This window comes from Nonomuraea angiospora, from assembly GCF_014873145.1.
GTDB lineage: Bacteria > Actinomycetota > Actinomycetes > Streptosporangiales > Streptosporangiaceae > Nonomuraea > Nonomuraea angiospora.
On the sequence record NZ_JADBEK010000001.1, the window covers coordinates 5,266,544 to 5,285,925 of the forward strand.

General features: G+C 69.5%; 21 protein-coding genes. 9 read left to right on the forward strand and 12 right to left on the reverse strand.

Annotation, left to right across the window (positions count from 1 at the left end; genetic code table 11):
* The first annotated feature begins 73 nt into the window (after nucleotides 1-73).
* Entirely contained in the window at nucleotides 74-637 is a 564-nt protein-coding gene (locus H4W80_RS23755; protein ID WP_192787112.1) for a dihydrofolate reductase family protein, read from the forward strand.
* A 76-nt stretch (nucleotides 638-713) separates the two neighbouring features.
* Here the strand turns inward: H4W80_RS23755 and H4W80_RS23760 are convergent, their stop codons facing one another.
* Nucleotides 714-956 (reverse strand): hypothetical protein, encoded by a 243-nt coding sequence (locus H4W80_RS23760; RefSeq protein ID WP_192787113.1) that lies wholly within the window; start codon nucleotides 954-956, stop codon nucleotides 714-716.
* Between H4W80_RS23760 and H4W80_RS23765 the strand changes: the two genes are divergently transcribed.
* Nucleotides 940-1,341 (forward strand): MmyB family transcriptional regulator, encoded by a 402-nt coding sequence (locus H4W80_RS23765; RefSeq protein WP_192787114.1) that lies wholly within the window; start codon nucleotides 940-942, stop codon nucleotides 1,339-1,341. The genes H4W80_RS23760 and H4W80_RS23765 overlap by 17 nt on opposite strands.
* A 125-nt stretch (nucleotides 1,342-1,466) precedes the next feature.
* A complete protein-coding gene (locus H4W80_RS23770; protein ID WP_192787115.1) occupies nucleotides 1,467-3,050 on the forward strand; it encodes an ABC-F family ATP-binding cassette domain-containing protein in 1,584 nt (527 codons plus the stop codon).
* Nucleotides 3,051-3,210: 160 nt separating this feature from the next.
* Here the strand turns inward: H4W80_RS23770 and H4W80_RS23775 are convergent, their stop codons facing one another.
* The 10 genes from H4W80_RS23775 to H4W80_RS23820 form a co-directional block, all read right to left on the reverse strand.
* On the reverse strand, nucleotides 3,211-3,945 hold the full coding sequence (locus tag H4W80_RS23775; RefSeq protein ID WP_318787024.1) for an IclR family transcriptional regulator: 735 nt from the start codon (nucleotides 3,943-3,945) through the stop codon (nucleotides 3,211-3,213).
* Between the two features lie 62 nt (nucleotides 3,946-4,007).
* Nucleotides 4,008-4,469, reverse strand: coding sequence for a YbhB/YbcL family Raf kinase inhibitor-like protein (locus tag H4W80_RS23780; protein WP_192787116.1), 462 nt, complete (start codon nucleotides 4,467-4,469; stop codon nucleotides 4,008-4,010).
* A 5-nt stretch (nucleotides 4,470-4,474) separates the two neighbouring features.
* Nucleotides 4,475-5,293: an alpha/beta fold hydrolase gene (locus tag H4W80_RS23785; RefSeq protein WP_192787117.1), complete on the reverse strand. Its 819-nt coding sequence runs from the start codon at nucleotides 5,291-5,293 to the stop codon at nucleotides 4,475-4,477.
* Nucleotides 5,294-5,301: 8 nt separating this feature from the next.
* Nucleotides 5,302-6,234, reverse strand: coding sequence for a 3-hydroxyacyl-CoA dehydrogenase NAD-binding domain-containing protein (locus H4W80_RS23790; protein ID WP_192787118.1), 933 nt, complete (start codon nucleotides 6,232-6,234; stop codon nucleotides 5,302-5,304).
* Between the two features lie 28 nt (nucleotides 6,235-6,262).
* Nucleotides 6,263-6,997 (reverse strand): class II aldolase/adducin family protein, encoded by a 735-nt coding sequence (locus H4W80_RS23795; protein ID WP_192787119.1) that lies wholly within the window; start codon nucleotides 6,995-6,997, stop codon nucleotides 6,263-6,265.
* Between the two features lie 25 nt (nucleotides 6,998-7,022).
* Entirely contained in the window at nucleotides 7,023-7,610 is a 588-nt protein-coding gene (locus tag H4W80_RS23800) for an amino acid synthesis family protein (RefSeq protein WP_192787120.1), read from the reverse strand.
* 27 nt (nucleotides 7,611-7,637) lie between these two features.
* Nucleotides 7,638-8,786: an FAD-dependent oxidoreductase gene (locus H4W80_RS23805; protein WP_225963622.1), complete on the reverse strand. Its 1,149-nt coding sequence runs from the start codon at nucleotides 8,784-8,786 to the stop codon at nucleotides 7,638-7,640.
* Between the two features lie 36 nt (nucleotides 8,787-8,822).
* Nucleotides 8,823-9,863, reverse strand: coding sequence for an ABC transporter substrate-binding protein (locus H4W80_RS23810; protein ID WP_318787025.1), 1,041 nt, complete (start codon nucleotides 9,861-9,863; stop codon nucleotides 8,823-8,825).
* Nucleotides 9,864-9,922: 59 nt separating this feature from the next.
* Nucleotides 9,923-10,765, reverse strand: a complete 843-nt coding sequence (locus H4W80_RS23815; protein ID WP_192787122.1) for an ABC transporter permease — start codon at nucleotides 10,763-10,765, stop codon at nucleotides 9,923-9,925.
* Between the two features lie 5 nt (nucleotides 10,766-10,770).
* Nucleotides 10,771-11,559 carry an ABC transporter ATP-binding protein gene (locus tag H4W80_RS23820; protein ID WP_225963623.1) on the reverse strand — a complete coding sequence of 263 codons (789 nt, stop codon included), beginning with the start codon at nucleotides 11,557-11,559 and terminating at the stop codon, nucleotides 10,771-10,773.
* A gap of 321 nt (nucleotides 11,560-11,880) precedes the next feature.
* On the opposite strand from H4W80_RS23820, the gene H4W80_RS23825 reads away from it, so the two are divergent.
* The 3 genes from H4W80_RS23825 to H4W80_RS23835 are packed head-to-tail and all read left to right on the forward strand — an operon-like array spanning nucleotide 11,881 to nucleotide 15,040.
* On the forward strand, nucleotides 11,881-12,702 hold the full coding sequence (locus H4W80_RS23825; RefSeq protein WP_192787123.1) for a 6-phosphogluconolactonase: 822 nt from the start codon (nucleotides 11,881-11,883) through the stop codon (nucleotides 12,700-12,702).
* 38 nt (nucleotides 12,703-12,740) lie between these two features.
* Nucleotides 12,741-14,042, forward strand: coding sequence for a family 4 glycosyl hydrolase (locus tag H4W80_RS23830; protein WP_192787124.1), 1,302 nt, complete (start codon nucleotides 12,741-12,743; stop codon nucleotides 14,040-14,042).
* A gap of 2 nt (nucleotides 14,043-14,044) precedes the next feature.
* On the forward strand, nucleotides 14,045-15,040 hold the full coding sequence (locus H4W80_RS23835; protein WP_192787125.1) for a BadF/BadG/BcrA/BcrD ATPase family protein: 996 nt from the start codon (nucleotides 14,045-14,047) through the stop codon (nucleotides 15,038-15,040).
* A 79-nt stretch (nucleotides 15,041-15,119) separates the two neighbouring features.
* Here H4W80_RS23835 and H4W80_RS23840 read toward each other — a convergent pair whose 3' ends face one another.
* The gene (locus H4W80_RS23840; RefSeq protein WP_192787126.1) at nucleotides 15,120-15,857 is read right to left on the reverse strand and encodes a GntR family transcriptional regulator; all 738 of its coding nucleotides are present in this window, start codon (nucleotides 15,855-15,857) and stop codon (nucleotides 15,120-15,122) included.
* Nucleotides 15,858-16,062: 205 nt separating this feature from the next.
* On the opposite strand from H4W80_RS23840, the gene H4W80_RS23845 reads away from it, so the two are divergent.
* Genes H4W80_RS23845 through H4W80_RS23855 form a run of 3 tightly spaced genes read left to right on the forward strand, consistent with a single transcriptional unit; the run spans nucleotide 16,063 to nucleotide 19,197 of the window.
* The gene (locus tag H4W80_RS23845; protein ID WP_192787127.1) at nucleotides 16,063-17,436 is read left to right on the forward strand and encodes an extracellular solute-binding protein; all 1,374 of its coding nucleotides are present in this window, start codon (nucleotides 16,063-16,065) and stop codon (nucleotides 17,434-17,436) included.
* Nucleotides 17,437-17,443: 7 nt separating this feature from the next.
* Nucleotides 17,444-18,388 carry a carbohydrate ABC transporter permease gene (locus tag H4W80_RS23850; protein ID WP_192787128.1) on the forward strand — a complete coding sequence of 315 codons (945 nt, stop codon included), beginning with the start codon at nucleotides 17,444-17,446 and terminating at the stop codon, nucleotides 18,386-18,388.
* Nucleotides 18,385-19,197, forward strand: a complete 813-nt coding sequence (locus H4W80_RS23855; RefSeq protein WP_192787129.1) for a carbohydrate ABC transporter permease — start codon at nucleotides 18,385-18,387, stop codon at nucleotides 19,195-19,197. The genes H4W80_RS23850 and H4W80_RS23855 overlap by 4 nt, the downstream gene beginning before the upstream one ends.
* The last annotated feature ends 185 nt before the right edge of the window (nucleotides 19,198-19,382 follow it).

Genomic DNA, 19,382 nt, shown 5'->3' on the forward strand with positions numbered 1-19,382 from the left:
TCAGCGACAGGCCACAGACGCCGCGGCCACGCACGTTCCCCAGACGACCACCCGAGACCACGGAGTTCTGATCATGCGGAAGCTGATAGCGACAGTGTTCAACTACTCCCTCGACGGCCTCCTCGCCGACGAGGGCACCGAGTTCTGGAAGTTCTGCTTCGGCCTGCCCGAGAACAGTGAGCCCGACGACCCGGCGCACCTCGACTTTCTCCAGAGCGCGTACGCGCACCTCATGGGCCGCACCGCCTACGAGGGCATCGCCAGGGCCATGACAACGTCCACCGACCACCCGTTCGCCGACATCCTGAACGCCGGGCGCAAGGTCGTCTTCTCCCGGACCCTGAAGACGGCCGACTGGGCCAACACCACCATCGCCGCTGGTGACACGACAGAAGAGATCGACAAGCTCAGGCTGGGCGGCGACGGCCACATCATCGTCTGGGGCGGCGTCAGCCTCTGGCGGTCGCTCATGCGGCTCGACCTGATCGACGAGCTCCGGCTGAGCATGTTTCCCTACGTCGCGGGCGAGGGCACCCGGCTGTTCGACGGCGTCCCCAAGTCCTGCCGGCTCGACCTGGTCTCCAGCACCGCCTCCAGCAACGGGATCGTCTATCTGCAGTACCGGCGACACCGCTGACCCGGCGACCGGACACGCACAACGACCGGCGAGTCGCCGCGTCGTGAGGGTCCGGGTGCCGAGAACGGTCATCGGCTCATGCCGCGGCGCGCTCGTCAGCCGATCGCCGGCGCTGCGACGTCCGGGTGACGGCGGGCGGGTTGTAGGCCACGTCGAGAGGACCGGGATCGGTCCCGGGCGGCACGATCCCGTCGATCCGGTCGAGGATCTCGTCGTCGAGGGTGACCGTGGCGCCGGCGAGGAGGTCGTCGAGGTGCTCGATGGTACGGGGGCCGATGATGGCCGAAGTGACGCCGGGGTGGGTGACGGCGAAGGCCATCGCCAGGTGGGTCAGCGACAGGCCGGCCTGGCGCGGCCTCCAGCCACCAGAAGAGGGACGCGCGCGCGGCCGGTACCCGTCACGGCGCGTCCTCGGCGGCATCGCCCGCGCGCTGCGCCTCACCGGCCAGGAGCGCAACCTCGTACGGTGCTATCTCCTGCACGCGGACCCGGACCTGCCGCCCCACGGCTTGGACGCCTCCGATCGGTTCGCCGTCACCGCGGCCAGCCACCTGCGGCAGACCGTGCGGCATCCCGAGGCCGGAGCGATCGAGCTGGACTTCGACGTCCTCACCGTGCCCGACCAGGAGCAGCAGGTGATCATCTTCACCGCCGACCTGCTGGTGGCCGGGGCCTGCGCCGCGGTGAACTGGGCAGGCCGGTAAATGGATGGCGGACCATCACGGCCCGCTCTTACACTCGGCCTCATGTCTATGCCCCGAATTTCCTAGCCAGGACACCACCTTCCACGCCACCCGTGTGTCCTCTAGCAAATTCGGAGTGCAGTTCCATGCTCACCCTACGTGGCGTCGACGTGCGTGCGGGCGCCCACCTCCTGCTGTCCGGCGTCACCGCCCACGTCGCCCCCGGCGACCGCGTCGGCCTGGTCGGCCGTAACGGTGCCGGCAAAACGACCCTCATGAAAACCCTCGCCGGAGTGCTCCCGCCTGCGGCCGGCGAGATCGTCCGCACCGGCCCCGTCGGCTACCTGCCGCAGGACCCGGCCGCCGCCGACCCGGCCGTCACCGTCCTCGACCGCGTCCTGTCCGTCCGCGGCCTCGACCGGGTGGTCCGCGACCTGCGGGCCGCCGAGTCCGCTCTGGCCGAGCGCGGCGACGAACGGGCCATGGCCCGCTACGTCCGGATCGAGGCCGAGTTCCAGGCCCGCGGCGGGTATGCGGCTGAGGGTGAGGCCGCCCGCGTCGCCGCCGGGCTCGGCCTGCCCGACCGGGTGCTGAACCGGCCGGTGGGCGACCTGTCAGGCGGGCAGCGCCGCCGCGTGGAGCTGGCCCGGGTGCTGTTCGCCGAGCCCGGCGTCCTGCTGCTCGACGAGCCGACGAACCATCTCGACGGCGACTCCGTAGCCTGGCTGCGCTCTTTCCTGGCCGGCCATTCCGGAGGTCTGGTCCTCATCACCCATGACACCACGCTGCTGGCCGACGTGGTCAACCGCGTCTGGCACGTTGAGCACGGCGCACTGGAGGCGCGCAACACCGGCTGGCACGCTTACCTGGCCGACCGCGAGTCCGACGACCGTCGCAGGACGCGCCTGCGGGCCGCCGCCGAGCGCAAGGCCGCCGCGCTTCATGCCCAGGCCGGCCGCATGCGCTCCAACGTGGCCACCGCGACCCGGGCCAGGGACATGGCCCGGCGCGCGGAACGCATGCTCGCCGAGACTCCCCCGCCCCGCGTCGCCGAGAAGGTCGCCCGCATCCGGCTGCCCGAGCCCGCGCCCAGCGGCCGCACGCCGCTCGGCGCGATCAGCCTGGCCAAGTCGTACGGCGGGCGCCCGGTGCTGACGGGGGTGGACCTGGCCGTCGACCGGGGCAGCCGGCTCGTGATCCTGGGGCTCAACGGCGCGGGCAAGACCACGCTGCTCAGGCTGCTGGCCGGGTACGAGCGGCCCGACTCGGGACGGGTCGTGCACGGGCACGGGCTGCGGCTGGGCTACTTCGCCCAGGAGCACGACACGCTCGACCCGGCGCACACGGTGGGGCAGCACCTGGCCGGCGCCGCCCCGCACCTGAGCGACGGCGAGGCCCGGACGGTGCTGGGGTCGTTCTCGTTCAGCGGCGACGACGTGGACAAGCCCGTCAGGGTGCTGTCGGGCGGGGAGAAGACCCGGCTGGCGCTGGCCGGGCTGGTCAGCTCCCAGGCCAACGTGCTGCTGCTGGACGAGCCGACCAACAACCTCGACCCGGCCTCCAAGGCCGAAGTGCTGGGGGCAGTGGCCGCGTACCGGGGCGCCTTGGTGATGGTCACGCACGACCAGGAGGCCGTCGCAGCGCTTCGGCCGGACCGGGTGCTGCTGCTGCCCGACGGCGTCGAAGACCTGTGGAACGACGGCTACGCCGATTTGATCACCCTGGCCTGATCACGCCGGCTCATCGGTCACGGCTTCGATCGCCGTCCTGGCACCTCGGCTGTGAAAGCGCCGTCCCGCCGCCACACGACCGGGCGGGGCGGCGTTGCCACCTGGGGGCAGCACACGTGCTGGAGGGGCTGGTTGACCACGGCCGAATCTCAGGGCCGGCTCACTGGCGCCAGGTGCTCAGGGTGCGGGAGATCTCCTCGGCGCCGGAGACGACCTCTTGCAGAATCTGCTCGGCGCGGGACTCGTCGATGCGGAACTCCGGACCGGCGACCGTCACCGCGGCGACGACCCGTCCGGCGATCGTGATGGGGGCCGCCACCGCCCAGACGCCCTCGTCCACCTCGGCGGCGCTCTTGGCCCAGCCCTGCGAGTCGATGGCAGGCAGATCGGCCAGGACGGTGTTGCGTTCGGAGAGGGGCGGGCTGGGCTCGAGGCGGTCGAAATAGCGGGCCGCCCAGTTTTCACCCATGGCGGCCAGCAGCACTTTGGGACCGGCGCCGCGATGCAGGCTCATGATCTGGCCGGGGACGAAGGAGAGCCGGATGGCGTGTTCGGTCTGGCTCATCTCCACGCACGTGGCGTAGTCGCCAACGCGGCGGATGACCAGGGCGGCCTCGCCGGTGGCCTTGGAGAGGCGGTCCACCAAGGGGCGCAAGGCCTTCGACGCCTGAAAGGCCTGTTCGGCGGCGCGGGTCAGCAGGAAAACGCGGGGGGAAAGGGCGTAGGTGCCGGTGCCGCTCTCCTCCACCAGGTCCATTTCACGCAGCAAGGCGAGAAAGCGGTAGGTGGAGGGGGCGGATATGTCCACCTCGCGGGCGATCTCCTCGACGCTGAGCACCGGGCGTTCCTCGGAGAACAACAAGAGGATTTTCAGAACTCGCCGGGCGCTGTCCACGCCCGGGGTTCGTTCCCGTCCTGCCAACACCATGCCCCCTCTGATTTCCGACAATTGACAGGTCAGGCGGAGAACGTCACCACGAACCGGTTCTGTTCGATGACGTTTCCGCCGTACGCGACGAGGAATTCCTCCCTCGTCGGGTCGCCGGTGACCGGCCTGTCCAGAGCGTACAGCCAGAAATAATAGTGGTGTACGCCGTGGCCGGGCGGGGGCTGAGGGCCGGTGTACGCTTTCTCGCCGAGGCCGTTGGGCCCTTCCCGGTACGCGGCACCGCCGCCAGGTGCGGAAATGACGGTGGTCGCGGGATCGATGCCGTACACGATCCAGTGCGTGAAGCCGTGCGGAAGGGGGGCATCGGGGTCGTGGACGATCAGCGCGAGTTCGACGGCGCCCTCGGGGACACCGGAAATCTCCAGGTCCGGGGCCGTATTGTCGTGATAGCCGGTGTGCCGGTCGGGAATGCGGTCGCCCACGGAGAAATGGCGGGGCGCGATGGTCAGGTCTTTGATGTTCAACGGCATCGGGGTCATTCCTTTTTCAGTATTCGGGCAATCTCGTCCGCCACCGCGCCGGGCGACTCCTCGGGCACATAGTGATCGAGGCCGGGCAATTCCACGGCCCGGAAATCAGGCCGCAGGGCCTTGGTGGCGGCGTACGCCGACGCGGATACGATCTTGCTGTGTTCGCCGCGGAGGAGGGTGACCGGCACCGTGATCCGGCGGGTCTCCTCGGCGAAGTCGGTGCGCAGGCCCCGCACGGTGTGAACCATCGCCGCGGGGTCGGCGAGCGCGCGAAATCCGGCGCCGTCTTCGACGTATCCGTAGGTCACGCGGCGGCGCACGGCGTCGACGGGCATCAGCGGGTAGCGGGCGCGCAGATAGTCCTCGATGTCGGCTTCGGAGGCGAACAGCCGGTCGCCGCCGCGCACCCGCGTCTCCAGGTCGCCGAGCACCTCGGGTTCGACGAACGGCGTGTAGTCCACGGCCACGACCCCGGCCACCACCTCGGGGTGCAGGGCGCCGAGCACGATCGCGTTGCGCGCGCCGAGCGAGTGCCCGGCGACCACCACCGGCCCGCAGTCCAGCGCCCGGACCAGCGCGAGCACGTCGGAGCAGTAGTCCGCCGCGCCGTAGCCGGCGGCGGGCTTGTCACTGCGGCCGTGCCCGCGCTGGTCGACGGCGATCGTCCGGAGGCCGTCGCCCAGCCGCTCGACCACCGCGTCCCAGACGCCGAGGTTGGCCGTGGTGCCGTGGAGCAGGACGACCGCCGCCCCCGAACCCCGGTCCCGGACGCACAGCCTGACGCCCCCGGCGCGGATGTAGGCCAGGTTCTTGATGGTCCGCATTGCCGTGGTCAGACGGGGGTGATGGAGGAAAGCGCCTTGCGCACGGTGACGAGGCCGCGCACGATGTCGCCGCGCTTGGCGGCCACGTCGCCCTCGCCGTAGGCGTACATGCCGTCGCCGGTCTTCATGCCGAGCTTGTTCTGCTTGGTGAGGTCGGTGATGAGCGAGGAGACTCCCGATTCGTTGGAGAGGTCCTTGTTCAGGTAAGAGGCGACCGATTCGTAGATGTCGAGGCCGGCCATGTCGAGCAGGCGCATCGGTCCGATCACGGCGAGCTTGTAACCGATGCCCCACTTGACGCAGGTGTCCAGGTCCTTCTGGGAGGCCACGCCCTGTTCGACCAGCGAGAGGCATTCACGCAGGATGGCGTACAGGATCCGGTTCTCGATGAAGCCGGGGACCTCCTTCTCGACGACCGCCTCGTAGCCGAAAGCCTGGACGATCTCGATGAGCCTGGCCTCCACGTCCTCTGCGGTGCGCTCCCCCTTCACCACCTCGATCATGGGGATGAGGTGCGGCGGGTTGGACCAGTGCATGCCGATGAAGCGCTCGGGGTGGTCCATCACGACGGCCATGTCGGAGATCGGGATGCCCGAGGTGTTCGTCGCGATGATCGCGTCGGGAGCGACGGCGGCCTCGATCTGGCGCAGCACCGTCTTCTTCAGCTCGATCTTCTCCGGGATGGCCTCGATGACCAGGCCGGCGCCGGCGAGTGCCTTGGCCTGGTCCAACTCGTAGGCGATGGAGCCGCCCGGCGTTACCGGGACGCCCAGCTCGTCCAGCACCTTCTCGGCGCCGGCGCAGATGCCCTCGGCCCGAGCCAGGACGTCCTCGCTGATGTCGTTGAGGCGTACCTCGGAGCCGTAGCGGGCGAGCAGCGCGGCGATGCCGGGGCCCATGCTCCCGGAGCCGATCACGGCGCTGATTCTCGGCATGGTCATATCGACGTCTCCTTGTTCTCGAAAAGGATCAGGCTTCGAACCGGTCGAGCTTGCGGTTGAAGTACATCCAGAAATTGCTCTTGGCCCGCTCCGGATAGATGCGGCGGAACTTCTCCCGGGACTCCTCCGGATCCGGCACCTCGTACGACATCCCGGACGCGAGCAGCGCGAGCTGGAAGTCCGCCGCCTTCTCCAGGAAGATCCCGGCGAGCGTGGCCTCCTTGATGTTCCGGCCCACGAACGAGGCTCCGTGATTGGCCTGCAGCACGGCGTCCGCGCTGCCCAGCGTGGCGGCGAGCTGCTTGCCGAGTTCCTGGGTGGTGATGATGTGGCTGGTGGCGGCGAATCGCGGCACTCCGTGCTCGGCGAAGTACACGCCATGGTTGTTGACCACGGAGAACTCGATGTCGCCCGCGCCGAACACAGTCGCCTTGAACGGGTGCGAATGGCCGACGACGTTCACCTCCGGACGGGCCAGCATGATTTCGGTGTGCAGCGGCCATTCCAGGTGCCGCAGCCCTTGGCCCTCGAGTACGTTCCCGTCGAAGTCGATGAGGATGAAGTCGGCGGCGGTGACCTCCTCCAGCCCGAGGTTGCCCTTCTTCAGCCACAGGCCGCGGCCGAATGGATCGCGGTAGGAAAGGTGCCCCATCGACATGTCGCCGTGGCCTTCCATTTCGAGGATCCGGTGCGCCCGGGCGACCTCGTTCAGCACGGTTCCTATCGACTCGTCCTGGGAATACAGGGCGTCGCTGTTGGACATGGTCTCCTCCATGGGTAGCTGAAGATCAGGCGCGGGTCTCGGCCACGGTCAGCCCGCCGACCCGCTCGTGCACTCGCCCGCCGGTCGCGACGGCGACGCAGATGAGCAGTTCGCCGGGCCGGGGGGCGTCGGGGGCGGTCAGGGTGGCGGCGTCGTAATGGGAGCGGACGTAGAGCTCGTCCTTGTACGCCAGCGGAATGTCGATGCTCGTCCCGGCGGCGGCGGTCTTGGTGGCCGACGAGATCCAGGCGGAACCGCCGCCCACCGCGTCCCGCAGCGCGTTGCCGAAGATCGTGGTGACGCAGGCGACGACGTGTTCCTGCTCGCCGTTCAGGCCGGCTATGCCGCCTTTGCCGTAGCTCTGCACCTCATGGCCGCCCAGCAGGGCCACCGCCCTCTCGCCCAGCGCGGTGCCGAGGGCGGCGCTGGGCGCGGTCAGCGGGGTCAGATCGGCCTCGTACCGGCCGGCGAAGGGGTTCTCGATCACTACCCCGACGACGGCCTTGACCAGGGGCTGTGCCGTGACCGGGCCGTTCTCGTGCAGGATCTCCTCCACGGAGCTCACCCAGCGGCGCACCCGGTATGCCTCGTACACGGCTTTATCAGCATTCATTGCGATATTTCCTTCCAAGCCTCTAAATCAGGCGCTCACGGAATGGCGGTCGGGGTCCGTGGGGTCGTACCTGGCGGTCTCCAGGTTCTCCACGGTGAACTGGTTGCCCTGGGCCATCCCGCGCGTCGCCGCGTAGTCCGCCGACCGCTGCTGGCACCGGTCGGTGATCGGCCGCTCCAGCTCGCCCCACCGCACCAGCGACTCCTCGATCTCGCCGTCAGGCGCCTCGCTCGCGGCGACGGCCAGGGTGTACGCGTTGGCCATCGCGCAGCCGGCGCCCTGGGCCAGCGCCGGGCACATGGCGTGCGCCGCGTCGCCGACCAGCGCCACCACGCCCGCGCTCCATTCGTCCACCACGGTGGTCTGGTAGCCGTAGTACCGCGGGTCGGCGGCCTTGGCCGCCGATCGCAGCACTGGCGTGAGCTCGGGGAACACCGACGTCCAGAGGTCCAGGTCGATCGGGGTGCGGCTGCCCTGCTCGTCCGCCGCGGGCGCGCCGAGCGCGATGTACAGCTCGCGGTCGTTGCACGGGACGTACAGGACCCGCAGGTACCTGGGCTCCAGGTTCCAGAAGTCGATGACGTTGTCCCATTCGCCTGGCCCGAGCTCGTCCTTGTGCCGGGGCACCAGGAACCTGGTGATCCCGTCGCGTGTCTTCCAGCGGTCCTGAGTGAACCCGATCGCGTCGCGTACCTGGGACTTCACCCCGTCCGCGCCCACCACCAGATCCGCCGTCAGGGTCTCGCCGGAGGCCAGGGTGACGGTGCCACGCGGGTCGGCGGACACCACCCGGGACCCGGTGTGGATCTCGGCGCCCGCCCGCAGCGCCGCGTCCAGCAGGGTCTTGTGCAGGTGCGGGCGGGTCATCGTGCGCCAGGGCAGACCGTCGAAGTGCTCGTGCGAGACGCTCGCTCCTTGGACCCGCGTCTCGTAGTACGGCGGGGTCATCGAGTCCGCCAGCGCCTGGTCGTAGGCGCCGATCGCCTGCAGCACCTTGAGGCTGTTGTGCCACAGGACGATCCCGGCGCCCTGTTCGCGCAGCTCGGGCCCCTGTTCGTGGACCCGCACCGTCCAGCCTCGCCGGGCCAGAGCGGCGGCTGCGGTCAGCCCGGCGAATCCCGCTCCGGCGATCTCCGCGTGCCGGCCGTTTCCGTTGCCGCTAACCGTGTTCTTCATGTCCTCGCTCTCGTCCTCGGTCCCCGTGTCCTCGCGTCAGTTCTTCGCGCCGTACGCCTTGACGAAGGTGTCGTCGTACACGTCCTTGGTGGTGGGCTTGGCCCCCTTCAGCACCCCTTGGCCCGCGAGCACGTCGATGGTGGACTGCCACTCGGCCTCGTCCATCGCGCCAAGGCCGTTCGCCGTGGTGACGTCGCTGGTGAAGGTGTGGTCGATATCGGCCTGCAACTGCTTCTGGAACAGGCCGGCCTTGCTCGCGTTCTCCGGAGCGGTCTCGCTCAGCAGCTTGGCGGTCTCGGCCGGGTGGTCCAGGACATACGTGAACGCCTTCAGGTAGGCGTTGGTGAAACGCTGCACCAGATCCGGATTTTTCTTGATCATTTCGTCGCCGGCGAAGAGTCCCGAGCCGTAGACGTCGTAACCGGCGTCGGACCCGAGCAGGACGCTGAGCGTCCCGGCCCCGCCCGCCGCCTCCTCCAGCTGCGGCACCTCGGCGTCGATGTAGCACGGCACCGCGTCGACTCGCCCCTGGATCAGGTAGTTCTCGAACGGCGGGGTGACGGTGAACTCCTTCATCTCGCCGCGCTGCATCTTGTTCGCGGCGAGAAGCGCCTGGTAGAAGATGAACGTCGAGCCCGCGGAGTGGACCCCGACGGTACGTCCCTTGAGCGAGGCGACCGAGCTGAGCTCCAGATTGCGCTTCAGCGAGCACATGCCGAGCGGCGAGGCCTGGTTGACCGCCGCCAGCGCCTTCACCGGCACCCCCTGGGACCGCGCGGTGACCAGCGACGGCAGGTCGCCGAAGCCGAAGTCGGCCCGCCCGGTGCCCACCGTGCGCAACGCGTCCGGGGAGCCGGTGCCGCGCTTGATGCTCTCGACCTCGATGCGCTCCTGCTGGAAGTAGCCGAGCTTCTGCGCCACGTAGAACATGCCATGACCGCCGCGGAGCTGGTAGTCGAGTTGCACCGTGACGGTGTCGAGCCCGCTCGCCCCGGCCTTGTCTTCGCCGCCCCCGCCACCGCAGGCGGTGAGCAGGAACAGGGCGGCGGCGGAACCTGCGAAGCCAAGAAGCTTCACGCGAGAAGGGGAGATGGACATGGTGACTCCTTGCGCGCAAGCGGAGGGGGGCGGAGGGGCTACTCGGTTTCGGATCGGATGTGCGGGAACCGCCCGCGCAGGACGAGCTCCACCAGCGACATGCCGTAGTAGAGGACCAGACCGAGCACCGACACCAGCGTCAGCGCCGCGAACATCAGCGGCGTGTCGAGCTGCGTGGACGCGAACTGGATGAGATATCCGAGCCCCTTCTCGGCGCCGGCGAACTCGGCGACCACCGCGCCGATGACGGCCAGCGTGATCGCGATGCGCATGCCCGCGAAGAGGTACGGCAGCGATGCGGGGATCTGGATGCGGGTGAGGATCTGGTTGCGGCTGGAACCCACCGAGCGCATCAGCAGCAGCAGATCCTGATCGACGGCCTTCAACCCGACGATCTGGTTGAGCGTGATGGGGAAGAACGCCATCACCACGATCAGCGTGAGCTTCGGCGCCAGCCCGTAACCGAACCACAGGATGAAGATGGGGGCCAGGGCGACCTTCGGCACCACCTGGAAGAGCACGATGAGCGGATATACCGCGCGTTCCAACCAGCTGAACCGGACAACTGCGACAGCGATCGTCACGCCCGCCGCCACGCTCAGCAGAAACCCGTAGAGAATCTCCTGAGTCGTCACCCAGGCGGCCTCCAGAAGGCTCTCACGCGATTCCACGATTTCCGCGAGAAACTCACTCGGTTTGGCGAGGACAAAATTCGAGATCCCGAACACCCGGACGACGAGTTCCCACACGACGAACGCGCCGAGGAAAACCAGAATGCTCGGCCAGGCCCGGGACCACCATGCCCGAATGGCCTCCCCCGGCTCGGCGCCGCCACCGGCCCGGGCCTTGTTCGCTATTTTCGCGTCCGTTGAGATTGCCATGATCGTCAGACCGTCGCTTTCGGTTCAAGACGCTCGCGCAGACGGGCGGCGTACTCGCTGAAGAGGGGCTCGTCGAACACCGCCCGGGTGCGCGGCCGGGGCAGGCCGATCGGCAGCGTCTCCAGGATCCGGCCCGGGTTGACGCCCATCACGTGCACCACGTCGGACAGGAACACCGCCTCGGAGATGGAGTGCGTGACGAACAGGATCGTCTTGCCGGTGGCCGCCCAGATCTCGGCCAGTTTCTCGTTGAGCTCGTCGCGAGTGATCGCGTCCAGCGCGCCGAAAGGCTCGTCCATCAGCAGGATCGCCGGGTCCATGGCGAGCGCCCGGGCGATGGACACGCGCTGCGCCATGCCCCCGGACAGCTCATGCGGCAGCTTCCCCGCGGCCCCTTCCAGCCCCACCAGCTCCAGCGCCGACTCCGCCGCCGACGCCGCCTGGGACGCCCGCTCCCCGGTCGCGATCTGCCGCAGCATGCTCGCGTTCTGCACCGCGGACTTCCACGGCAGCAGCGCCGGCCGCTGCGGCACCAGGCCGATCCGGCGCGCCTTGACGGCTTCCGCCGCCGGGCGCCCGCCGATGCTCACCGCACCCGCGGTGGGCGCGAGAATTCCGCCCAGGATTTTCAGCAGCGTGCTTTTCCCACACCCGGAAGGGCCGAGCAGGGTGACGAAACTGCCGGCCGCGATATCGATATCCAGATCGTGCAGCACGGTTTGTGCGGCGCGTCTCGACCCGCGTCGGGAGAAACACATTTCGATTCCCCGGGCAGAAATCCCCACGGATTCCATGCGACAACTCCTCCCGCGCACCGAGAGCGGTCACCCCGGAGCGTCGGGATGTTCTATCACTCTCTGATAATCACTTATCAGCGAGGCTAGGCTGCTCGGTTGCGGCACGTCAAGGGTCGCCTGCGTTTTTGCGCCTGTTACTGCCGGCGTTGGTGCGGGTTCGGCCGACGGCGCCGATCAGCGCGCCGGACCCGGCCGGTCCGGTGACGGCGCCGTACCACCACCAAGCTCTCCGCCACCCCCAGGTCCGGCCCATTGCGTGAACCAGACAGACCAAGCTAGGGTGCCTGGTATAACTGGTCCACAAGAGGAGTCAAGCCTGTGCGCGTGCCGCCGACCGTCTTCCCCGATCCCGAGGCCCTGGGACGTGTCCTTGCCGCAGAGATCGCGACGGGGATCGAGGAGGCCGCCCGCGACGGCCGGCCGTACGTTCTCGGCTGTCCCGGCGGACGCAGCGCGCGCAGCACCTACTCGGCGCTCGCGGGCGAGGTCGCGGCCAGGAAGATGGACCTGGGCCACGTGGTCATCGTGATGATGGACGAGTACGTCGTCCGCGACGGGGCCACCGGCCTGTTCCGCCGCATCGCCCCCGACCTGCCGCACAGCTGCGTGCGCTTCGGGCGGGCCGAGATCGTCGAGCCGTTGAACGCGGCGGCCGCCCCCGATCGCGGCATCGCCGCCGACAGGTTCTGGGTGCCAGATCCAGCGGATCCCGGAGAGTACGACCGCCGGATCGCGGGCATCGGCGGCGTCGACCTGTTCATCCTGGCCTCCGGCTCGAGCGACGGGCACGTCGCCTTCAACCCCGCCGGCACCGGCGCGGACGCTCGCACTCGCGTCGTGACGCTGGCCGAACGGACCCGCCGCGACAACCTCGTCACCTTCCCGACGTTCCGGGGGCTGGACGAGGTCCCCGCGTACGGGGTGACCGTGGGTGTGGCGACCATCCGCGATCTCTCCAAGCGCGTCGTGATGGTGGTGCACGGCGCGGACAAGTCCGAGGCGGCGCGCCGGCTCGCCGCGGCCGAGGGCTACGACCCCGACTGGCCCGCCACCGTCCTGAGCGACTGCGCCCGCCCCCGCCTGCTCGCCGACGAGGCGACCGGCCTGGCGGCGGGACAGCCCGCGCTGGACCGTCCCTGACCTGCGCATACCCTCTATCGAGACCCTGAAGGAGACAGATGGCCCGCATCAAGATCGCGTACCTCGGCGGAGGTTCGTCGCGCGCTCCCGGAACGATGGCGTCGTTCATGCACCACGGCGCGGAGTTCGACGGCTCGGAGTTCGTGCTGATCGATCTCGACCCCGCCCATCTGGAGATCGTCAAGTCGATCACCGAGAAGATGGCACGCAACGCCGGCCTGGACATCACCGTGACCGCCACCACCGACCAGCGCGAGGGACTCCGCGACGTCGACGCGGTGCTGTCCAGCTTCCGCCCCGGCGGATTCGCGGCGCGGGCGATCGACGAGCGCATCCCGCTGAAGCACGGCGTCATCGGCCAGGAGACGCAAGGCCCCGGCGGAATGATGATGGCGCTGCGTTCGGTTCAGGTGATCAAGGAACTGTGCGCGAACCTCGCCGACGTCGCGCCCAAGGCGCGGATCTTCAACTACACCAACCCCGTCAACATCGTCTCCCAGGCCGTGGCCGACAACACCGACATCCCGATCGTCTCGTTCTGCGAGGGCCCGATCGTCTTCCCGCCGGTCGTGGCCAAGGCGGCGGGCCTCGACCCGGACAAGCTGGTCGCCAACATGACGGGGATCAACCACAACTGCTGGTCGAACGAGGCGACCTACGACGGCCAGGACGCCTTCCCGATCCTGCGCGAGCGCTGGGAGGCGCTGCGGGACCGGCCGACCGACGACGTCAACGGCCTGCGCGCGCTGCACCTGGCCGTGGCCATGGAGTCGATCCCGTCCGACTACTTCAACTACTACTACTTCAAGGACGAGATCCTCCGCGAACGGCAGCTCGCACCGATGACCCGGTCGGAGGTCATCATGAGCTCGCTGGACGACTACTGGGCGCATTACCGCGAGCAGGCCGAGTCCGGCGCGCCAGAGCTCGACCCGGCGCGTTCACGCGGCGGCATTCACGAGCTGGAGCTGGCGATCGAGGCGATCAGCGCGTTCTACAACGACACCGGCGCGCGACTGCCGTTCAACATCCCCAACACCGGCGGCGTGCTCCCCGGGTTCGACGAGCGCACGGTGGTCGAGCTGTGGGGCACCGTCGACGCGAAAGGCTTCCACCCCGAGCCGCAGAAGCCGCTGCCCCGCTCCGTCCTCGGCATCACCCGCCAGCTCGCCGACTACCAGATCCTCACGGCCAAGGCGGCCTGGGACGGCACGGTCGCCGACGCGGTACGCGCCATGGCCGCCAACCCGCTGGTCCCCTCACTCACGGTCGCCGAGGCACTGTACGGCGAACTCGCCACGGCCCAGGCCGCCTGGCTGCCCGAGCGGCTGATCCCCTGACCATGAGCGCGCTCTACCTCGGAGTCGACGCCGGCAACAGCAAGACCGCCGCGCTCGTCTGCGACGTGGCCGGGACGATCGCCGGGGCGGGCCGGTCCGGCTGCGGCGACATCTACGGCGCGGCCGGTCCTGAGGCGGCGGTGGCGGAGGTGCTGGCCGCGATCGACGCCGCCCTCGCCCAGGCGGGGGCGAGCCGCGCCGACATAGTCGGCGCGGCCTTCCGGCTGGCCGGGGTCGACTGGCCGGAGGACCGGGCCTACTGGGAGAACGCCCTGGCCGGACGCTACCCGTCCCGCTCGATCCTCAACGACGGATACGCCGCGATCCGATGCGGCGAGCCGTCCGGCGTCGGCATCGCGGTCGCGGCCGGCACCGCCGCGGCGATCGCGGCGCGCGGCCCGGACGGAGCCCTGTGGGACATGGGCTGGTGGGGCCAGCACGCGATGGGCGCACTCGGCCTGGCGAGCGAGGCGTTTCGTGCCGTGAACCTGGCCGAGCTCGGCCTCGGCCGGGAAACGGCGCTGACCGCGGCGTTGCCGGCGCACTACGGCCTGTCCTCGGTGGCCGAGCTGAACCACTGGTTCACCCGCCGGGAAGGTGCCGCCACCCACCCGCAGAAGGCGGGGTGCGCGCGGGTCGTCACCGCCACGGCGGCCGCCGGCGATCCGGTCGCGGTGGAGATCGTGCGGGCCCAGGGCCGCCATCTCGCCACGTACGCCGGCGTGGCCGCTCGCCGTACCGGCCTGACCTCTGCGGGAGGAGCGGTCGGCGTGGTGCTGACCGGGTCGGTGCTCATGGCCGACGCCTCCCCCGTGGCCGAGGCGATGCTGGCGGAGCTGCCCGCGCACGTGCCCGGCGCGGTGCCGCACCGGAGCGCGCTCCCCCCTGTCGCCGGGGCGGCCCTGGACGCCCTGGGCGAGGGCGGCGTGCCGTTGACGGGCGCGGTCCTGGACCGCCTCATGGGCACGCTCCCACCGAAGGCGTTCTTCGAGACCTGATCTTGAGAGGAGCGCCATGAAGCGTCCACGGTGGCGGCCGGGCCTGCCCTCGACGGCTTGGGCCGTGACGGGGCGCGGCTCAGATGGGGCGGAACAGGTCGGCCTGGAAGCGGTAGGCGTCGCTGCGATAGATCATGCGCCCGGAAAGGATGGGAGTGCCGTCATCGGCATAGGTGACCTCCTCGCCGACCAGCACCGGGGCGCCCGGCTCGATCTGGAGGAACCGCGCGATCTCCTCGTCGGCGGCGTCCGCGCGCACGGTGTAGGAACTGCGCGCGATGCGGATGCCGCACTCGCGCTCAAGAGTCTCGTACAGGGAGCGATCAGTGAGGTCCATGTCGGCCAGCGCCGCCGCCTGGGACAGCACGACCACGCTCGTGTCGAGACAGACCGGCACCCCGTCGAGGCTGCGCAGCCGGCGCAGCTCCAGGACACGCGCCGCCGGGGCGATGCCGAGCTGCTCGGCCTCCTCGAAGCCGGCCGGCCGCTCATGCCGCCGCAGGATCTCCGAGGTCGGGGTGAGGCCGCGGGCCCTGGCCATCTCCGAGAAGCTCTGGAGGGTGCTCGGCGGCTCACCGACGACGCTGCGGGCGACGAACCAGCCTCGCTGGGCGGAGCGCTCGAGCTTGCCCTCGTCGGCGAGCCGAGCGAGGGCGTGGCGCAGCGTCGAACGGCTGACGCCGAGGCTTCCGGCCAGGTCACGCTCCCCCGGAAGCCGCCCGCCCGCCGGGAACACGCCCCGCCGCAGAGCGTCATTGAGCCTGCGGTAGGTCTCCATGACGGCGCTGCCCGCTTCTGTGTCCACACCGGTGCTCATGGCGGTCACGGTAGCACGCACGAGTGGACCAGACATACCGAAATCACGCACTGGGCCATGGCGGACCACCAGTGAACATCTCGTTTCCGGCAGGAAGACCGAACAAACCATTCGATGACATCTGGACTAACTGGTCTGGTCACCCTATGCTCGTCGAAACCCCGGGAGCCCGTCGGCGCTCGCTCCCCCCAGGACAGGAGACACCGTGGTCACGCTCAGAAGAACAAAGCGGCTCGCCGCCGTGGCGACGTCACTCGCGGCGGCGGGACTTCTCACGGCATGCGTGCCAGGGACCTCCGGCGAAGCACCGGCGACGACCTCGGCGGCCGGACCGATCGCCACCGATCCGGCGAAGATGGGCAAGGTCCAGCTCCGGCTGCTCGACTACTTCACCGGCGGCACCGACCTCGCCTGGATCGACGGTGTCGTCTCGGCGTTCCAGAAGAAGTACCCCGACATCACGATCGAGCGCACCCCCATGCCGTGGGACGATGTGATGAAGGCGCTGCCGCTGAAGCTCAGGTCCGCCAACCCTCCTGACATCGTGCCCGCCAACAACGGATGGCAGTCGCTCGGCACCCTGGTGCAGGGCGGGCTCGTACGCAACCTCGACGACTACGCGGACGCGTACGGCTGGCGCACGAGGTTCCCGGCGTCGATCCTGCGCCAGCACCAGTTCTCCGCCGACGGCAAGCAGATGGGCACCGGGTCGGTGTTCGGTTCTCCGGTGGCACGGGCGTCGGCCATCGAGGTGTACTACAACCGCTCGCTGCTCGACCGGATCGGCGCGGCCGTGCCGAAGACCTTCGCCGACTTCGAGACCGCGCTGGCCAAGGCGAAGTCGGCCGGCATCACCCCGATCTCCATAGGCAACCTGGAGCAGGTGGGCATCACCGGCCCGCTGTTCGCCACGATGGACGCCCTCGGGCAGCAGAGCAGGATCTCCGACTTCATCTACTCCCAGAACGCCGTGAAGGTGGCCGACACGGGCTTTCCCCAGGCCACCGCCGCGCTGAAGCAGTGGGCGGACAAGGGCTACTTCACCAAGGACTTCTCCGCCGTCCCGGGGCAGGACGCCGCACAGGCGTTCGTCGACGGCAAGGCGCTGTTCCGGTTCGACTACTCCGGCTCGCTGCCGCTGAAGAAGGGGCAGAGCAAGAACTTCGGGTCCTTCCTGATGCCCCGCGCGGACGGCGGCCACCCGGTCGCGACCGCGTCGTCGGCCACCAACTTCTCCATCTCCGCCAAGAGCGCGCATCCGGACGCCGCCGCGGCGTTCATGAACTTCGCGGCGAGCCCGGAGGCCGCGCAGCTCGCCGCGGACAACACCACGATGCCGCTGCTCGCCCCCGTCAAACCGGCCGGTGACGACCCGTTGTTCGCTGACGACGTCGCCGTCGCGGCGCAGCTCTCGGCCGACGACGCCTCCGTCCCGTACCTCGACTGGGCCACGCCGACGCTGCTCACCACGATCCAGACCCAGATGCAGGACATGCTCGCCGGCAAGGTCCAGCCGGACGCGGTCGTCCAGGCGGCTCAGGCCGACTACGACAAGTTCCAGAAGACGCTGGGGAAGTAGCCCCGCCATGGCGACCGTGAAGCAGCTCCCGGCAAGCGGCGCGTCCGCGCAGGCCGCACCGCGTACGAACGCGCCGTCCAACCACCGCCGCAGGCGACGGTGGCTCGGACTGGCGTACCTGGCGCCCGCTCTCGCCGTGTACGGGTTCGTCGTGCTCGTCCCCGCGATCCAGGGCGTGTGGCTGTCCTTCTACCACTGGAACGGCATCACCGCGGCGTCGTGGGCGGGCCTGGCCAACTACCTCGGCTTCCTGCAGGACCCGGCGCTGCGGCAGGCGATCGAGCACACCGTCTTCTTCATCGTGTTCTTCTCGGTCCTGCCCATCACGCTCGGCCTGGCCAGCGCCGCGCTCACCGCCCGCAAGGACGTCAAGGGCGCGGCCGTCTACCGCTGGGTCATCTTCCTGCCCCAGGTGCTCACTCCCGCGGTCACCGCGGTCATGTGGAAGCGCGTCTACGCACCCGACGGGCCGATCAACTCGGTGCTGCGCGCGCTCGGACTCGACTCCCTGGCCCACGGCTGGCTCGGGGACTACGACTGGGCACTGCCCGCACTCGGCATCGCCGGCACCTGGGCGGCGTTCGGCCTGTGCATGGTGCTGTTCGTCGCCGGCACCCAGGCCATCCCCGCCGAGCTGTACGACGCGGCGCGCGTGGACGGCGCGGGCCCGATCCGCGAGTTCCGCACCGTGACCCTCCCCGGGCTGCGCGGGCAACTCGCGATCGCCGTGACCCTCACGGTGCTCGGTGCGATCCGGGTGTTCGACATCGTGTGGCTCACCACCCGGGGCGGCCCCGGCACCTCGACCATCACCCCCACCGTCGTGATGTACCAGCGCGCCTTCGCCAATCCCGACGTGGGCGCGGCCTCCGCCATCGGCGTCGTCCTGGCACTCGTCTCCCTGCTCATCGCGCTCGTCGTGGTACGGCTCTCCGAGGACGGAAACCGATGATCTCCACCCGGGAAAAGATCTTCAACTACGCGTTCCTGACGCTCCTCGCCGTCAGCGTGCTGTTCCCGATCGTGTACATCCTCGGCGTGGCGATCAGCCCCAGCACGAGCGGCACGCTCGACCTCGCGCATCCACAGTGGTCCAACTTCGCCACCGCGTGGCAGCAGGCCGGTTTCGCCCGCTACCTGCGCTCCAGCGTGATCATCACCGGCACCGTCGTCGGGGTCTCCACCGTGCTGGCGGTGATGAGCGGGTACGCCTTCGGCGTGCTCGGCGTCGTCGGGGAGAAGGCGCTCTTCCCGCTCATGCTGCTCGGGATCATGATCCCGATGGAGTCGATCATCGTGCCGCTGTACTACGACTTCCTGGCCTTCGACCTCACCGATGGTTACCAGGGCATCATCCTCGCCCACATCGGCACGGGCGTGAGCTTCGGCGCGTTCTGGATGCGCGCGGCCTTCCGCACGATGCCGGCCGGCATCGCGGAGTCCGCGGAGCTCGACGGCGCCGGCTCCTGGACGCGGCTGTGGCGGATCTACCTGCCGATCTCCCGCCCTGCCATCCTGACGTTCGTCGTGCTCAGCTTCATGTGGACCTGGAACGACTACTTCCTGTCCCTGATCCTCGTGGCCGATCCCGCGCACCAGCCGCTGACGCTGGGACTCGGCACGTTCTCGGGCCGCCACCTCGTGCAGGTCAACCTGCTGGCCGCCGCGGCGGTGCTCATGTCGCTGCCCATCGTCGGGCTCTACCTGTTCTTCCAGCGGCAGTTCATCCGCGGCATGCTGTCGGGCGCCCTCAAGGGCTGAGCCCGGGGCGCCGTACGGTCCGATCGTCACCCGCCTGCGGGGTGAGCAGGGTGACGGGGCCGAGCAGACCCGAGACCAGCTGGTGCCGCGTACCCGGCCGAGATCGAGCACCGGGACCCCGGCCGAGCCGGATCCGGACGGAACCGACACCGTACGGGAATAGCGCATTCCGCCGCTCCATCCGG

What these genes read in the sequence shown, in the direction of transcription:
- H4W80_RS23755 (WP_192787112.1), top strand. Translation starts at nt 74, where the DNA reads ATGCGGAAGCTGATAGCGACAGTGTTCAACTACTCCCTCGACGGCCTC.
- H4W80_RS23760 (WP_192787113.1), bottom strand. Translation starts at nt 956, where the DNA reads ATGGCCTTCGCCGTCACCCACCCCGGCGTCACTTCGGCCATCATCGGC.
- H4W80_RS23770 (WP_192787115.1), top strand. Translation starts at nt 1,467, where the DNA reads ATGCTCACCCTACGTGGCGTCGACGTGCGTGCGGGCGCCCACCTCCTG.
- H4W80_RS23780 (WP_192787116.1), bottom strand. Translation starts at nt 4,469, where the DNA reads ATGCCGTTGAACATCAAAGACCTGACCATCGCGCCCCGCCATTTCTCC.
- H4W80_RS23785 (WP_192787117.1), bottom strand. Translation starts at nt 5,293, where the DNA reads ATGCGGACCATCAAGAACCTGGCCTACATCCGCGCCGGGGGCGTCAGG.
- H4W80_RS23790 (WP_192787118.1), bottom strand. Translation starts at nt 6,234, where the DNA reads ATGACCATGCCGAGAATCAGCGCCGTGATCGGCTCCGGGAGCATGGGC.
- H4W80_RS23795 (WP_192787119.1), bottom strand. Translation starts at nt 6,997, where the DNA reads ATGTCCAACAGCGACGCCCTGTATTCCCAGGACGAGTCGATAGGAACC.
- H4W80_RS23800 (WP_192787120.1), bottom strand. Translation starts at nt 7,610, where the DNA reads ATGAATGCTGATAAAGCCGTGTACGAGGCATACCGGGTGCGCCGCTGG.
- H4W80_RS23805 (WP_225963622.1), bottom strand. Translation starts at nt 8,786, where the DNA reads ATGAAGAACACGGTTAGCGGCAACGGAAACGGCCGGCACGCGGAGATC.
- H4W80_RS23815 (WP_192787122.1), bottom strand. Translation starts at nt 10,765, where the DNA reads ATGGCAATCTCAACGGACGCGAAAATAGCGAACAAGGCCCGGGCCGGT.
- H4W80_RS23820 (WP_225963623.1), bottom strand. Translation starts at nt 11,559, where the DNA reads ATGGAATCCGTGGGGATTTCTGCCCGGGGAATCGAAATGTGTTTCTCC.
- H4W80_RS23830 (WP_192787124.1), top strand. Translation starts at nt 12,741, where the DNA reads ATGGCCCGCATCAAGATCGCGTACCTCGGCGGAGGTTCGTCGCGCGCT.
- H4W80_RS23835 (WP_192787125.1), top strand. Translation starts at nt 14,045, where the DNA reads ATGAGCGCGCTCTACCTCGGAGTCGACGCCGGCAACAGCAAGACCGCC.
- H4W80_RS23840 (WP_192787126.1), bottom strand. Translation starts at nt 15,857, where the DNA reads ATGAGCACCGGTGTGGACACAGAAGCGGGCAGCGCCGTCATGGAGACC.
- H4W80_RS23850 (WP_192787128.1), top strand. Translation starts at nt 17,444, where the DNA reads ATGGCGACCGTGAAGCAGCTCCCGGCAAGCGGCGCGTCCGCGCAGGCC.
- H4W80_RS23855 (WP_192787129.1), top strand. Translation starts at nt 18,385, where the DNA reads ATGATCTCCACCCGGGAAAAGATCTTCAACTACGCGTTCCTGACGCTC.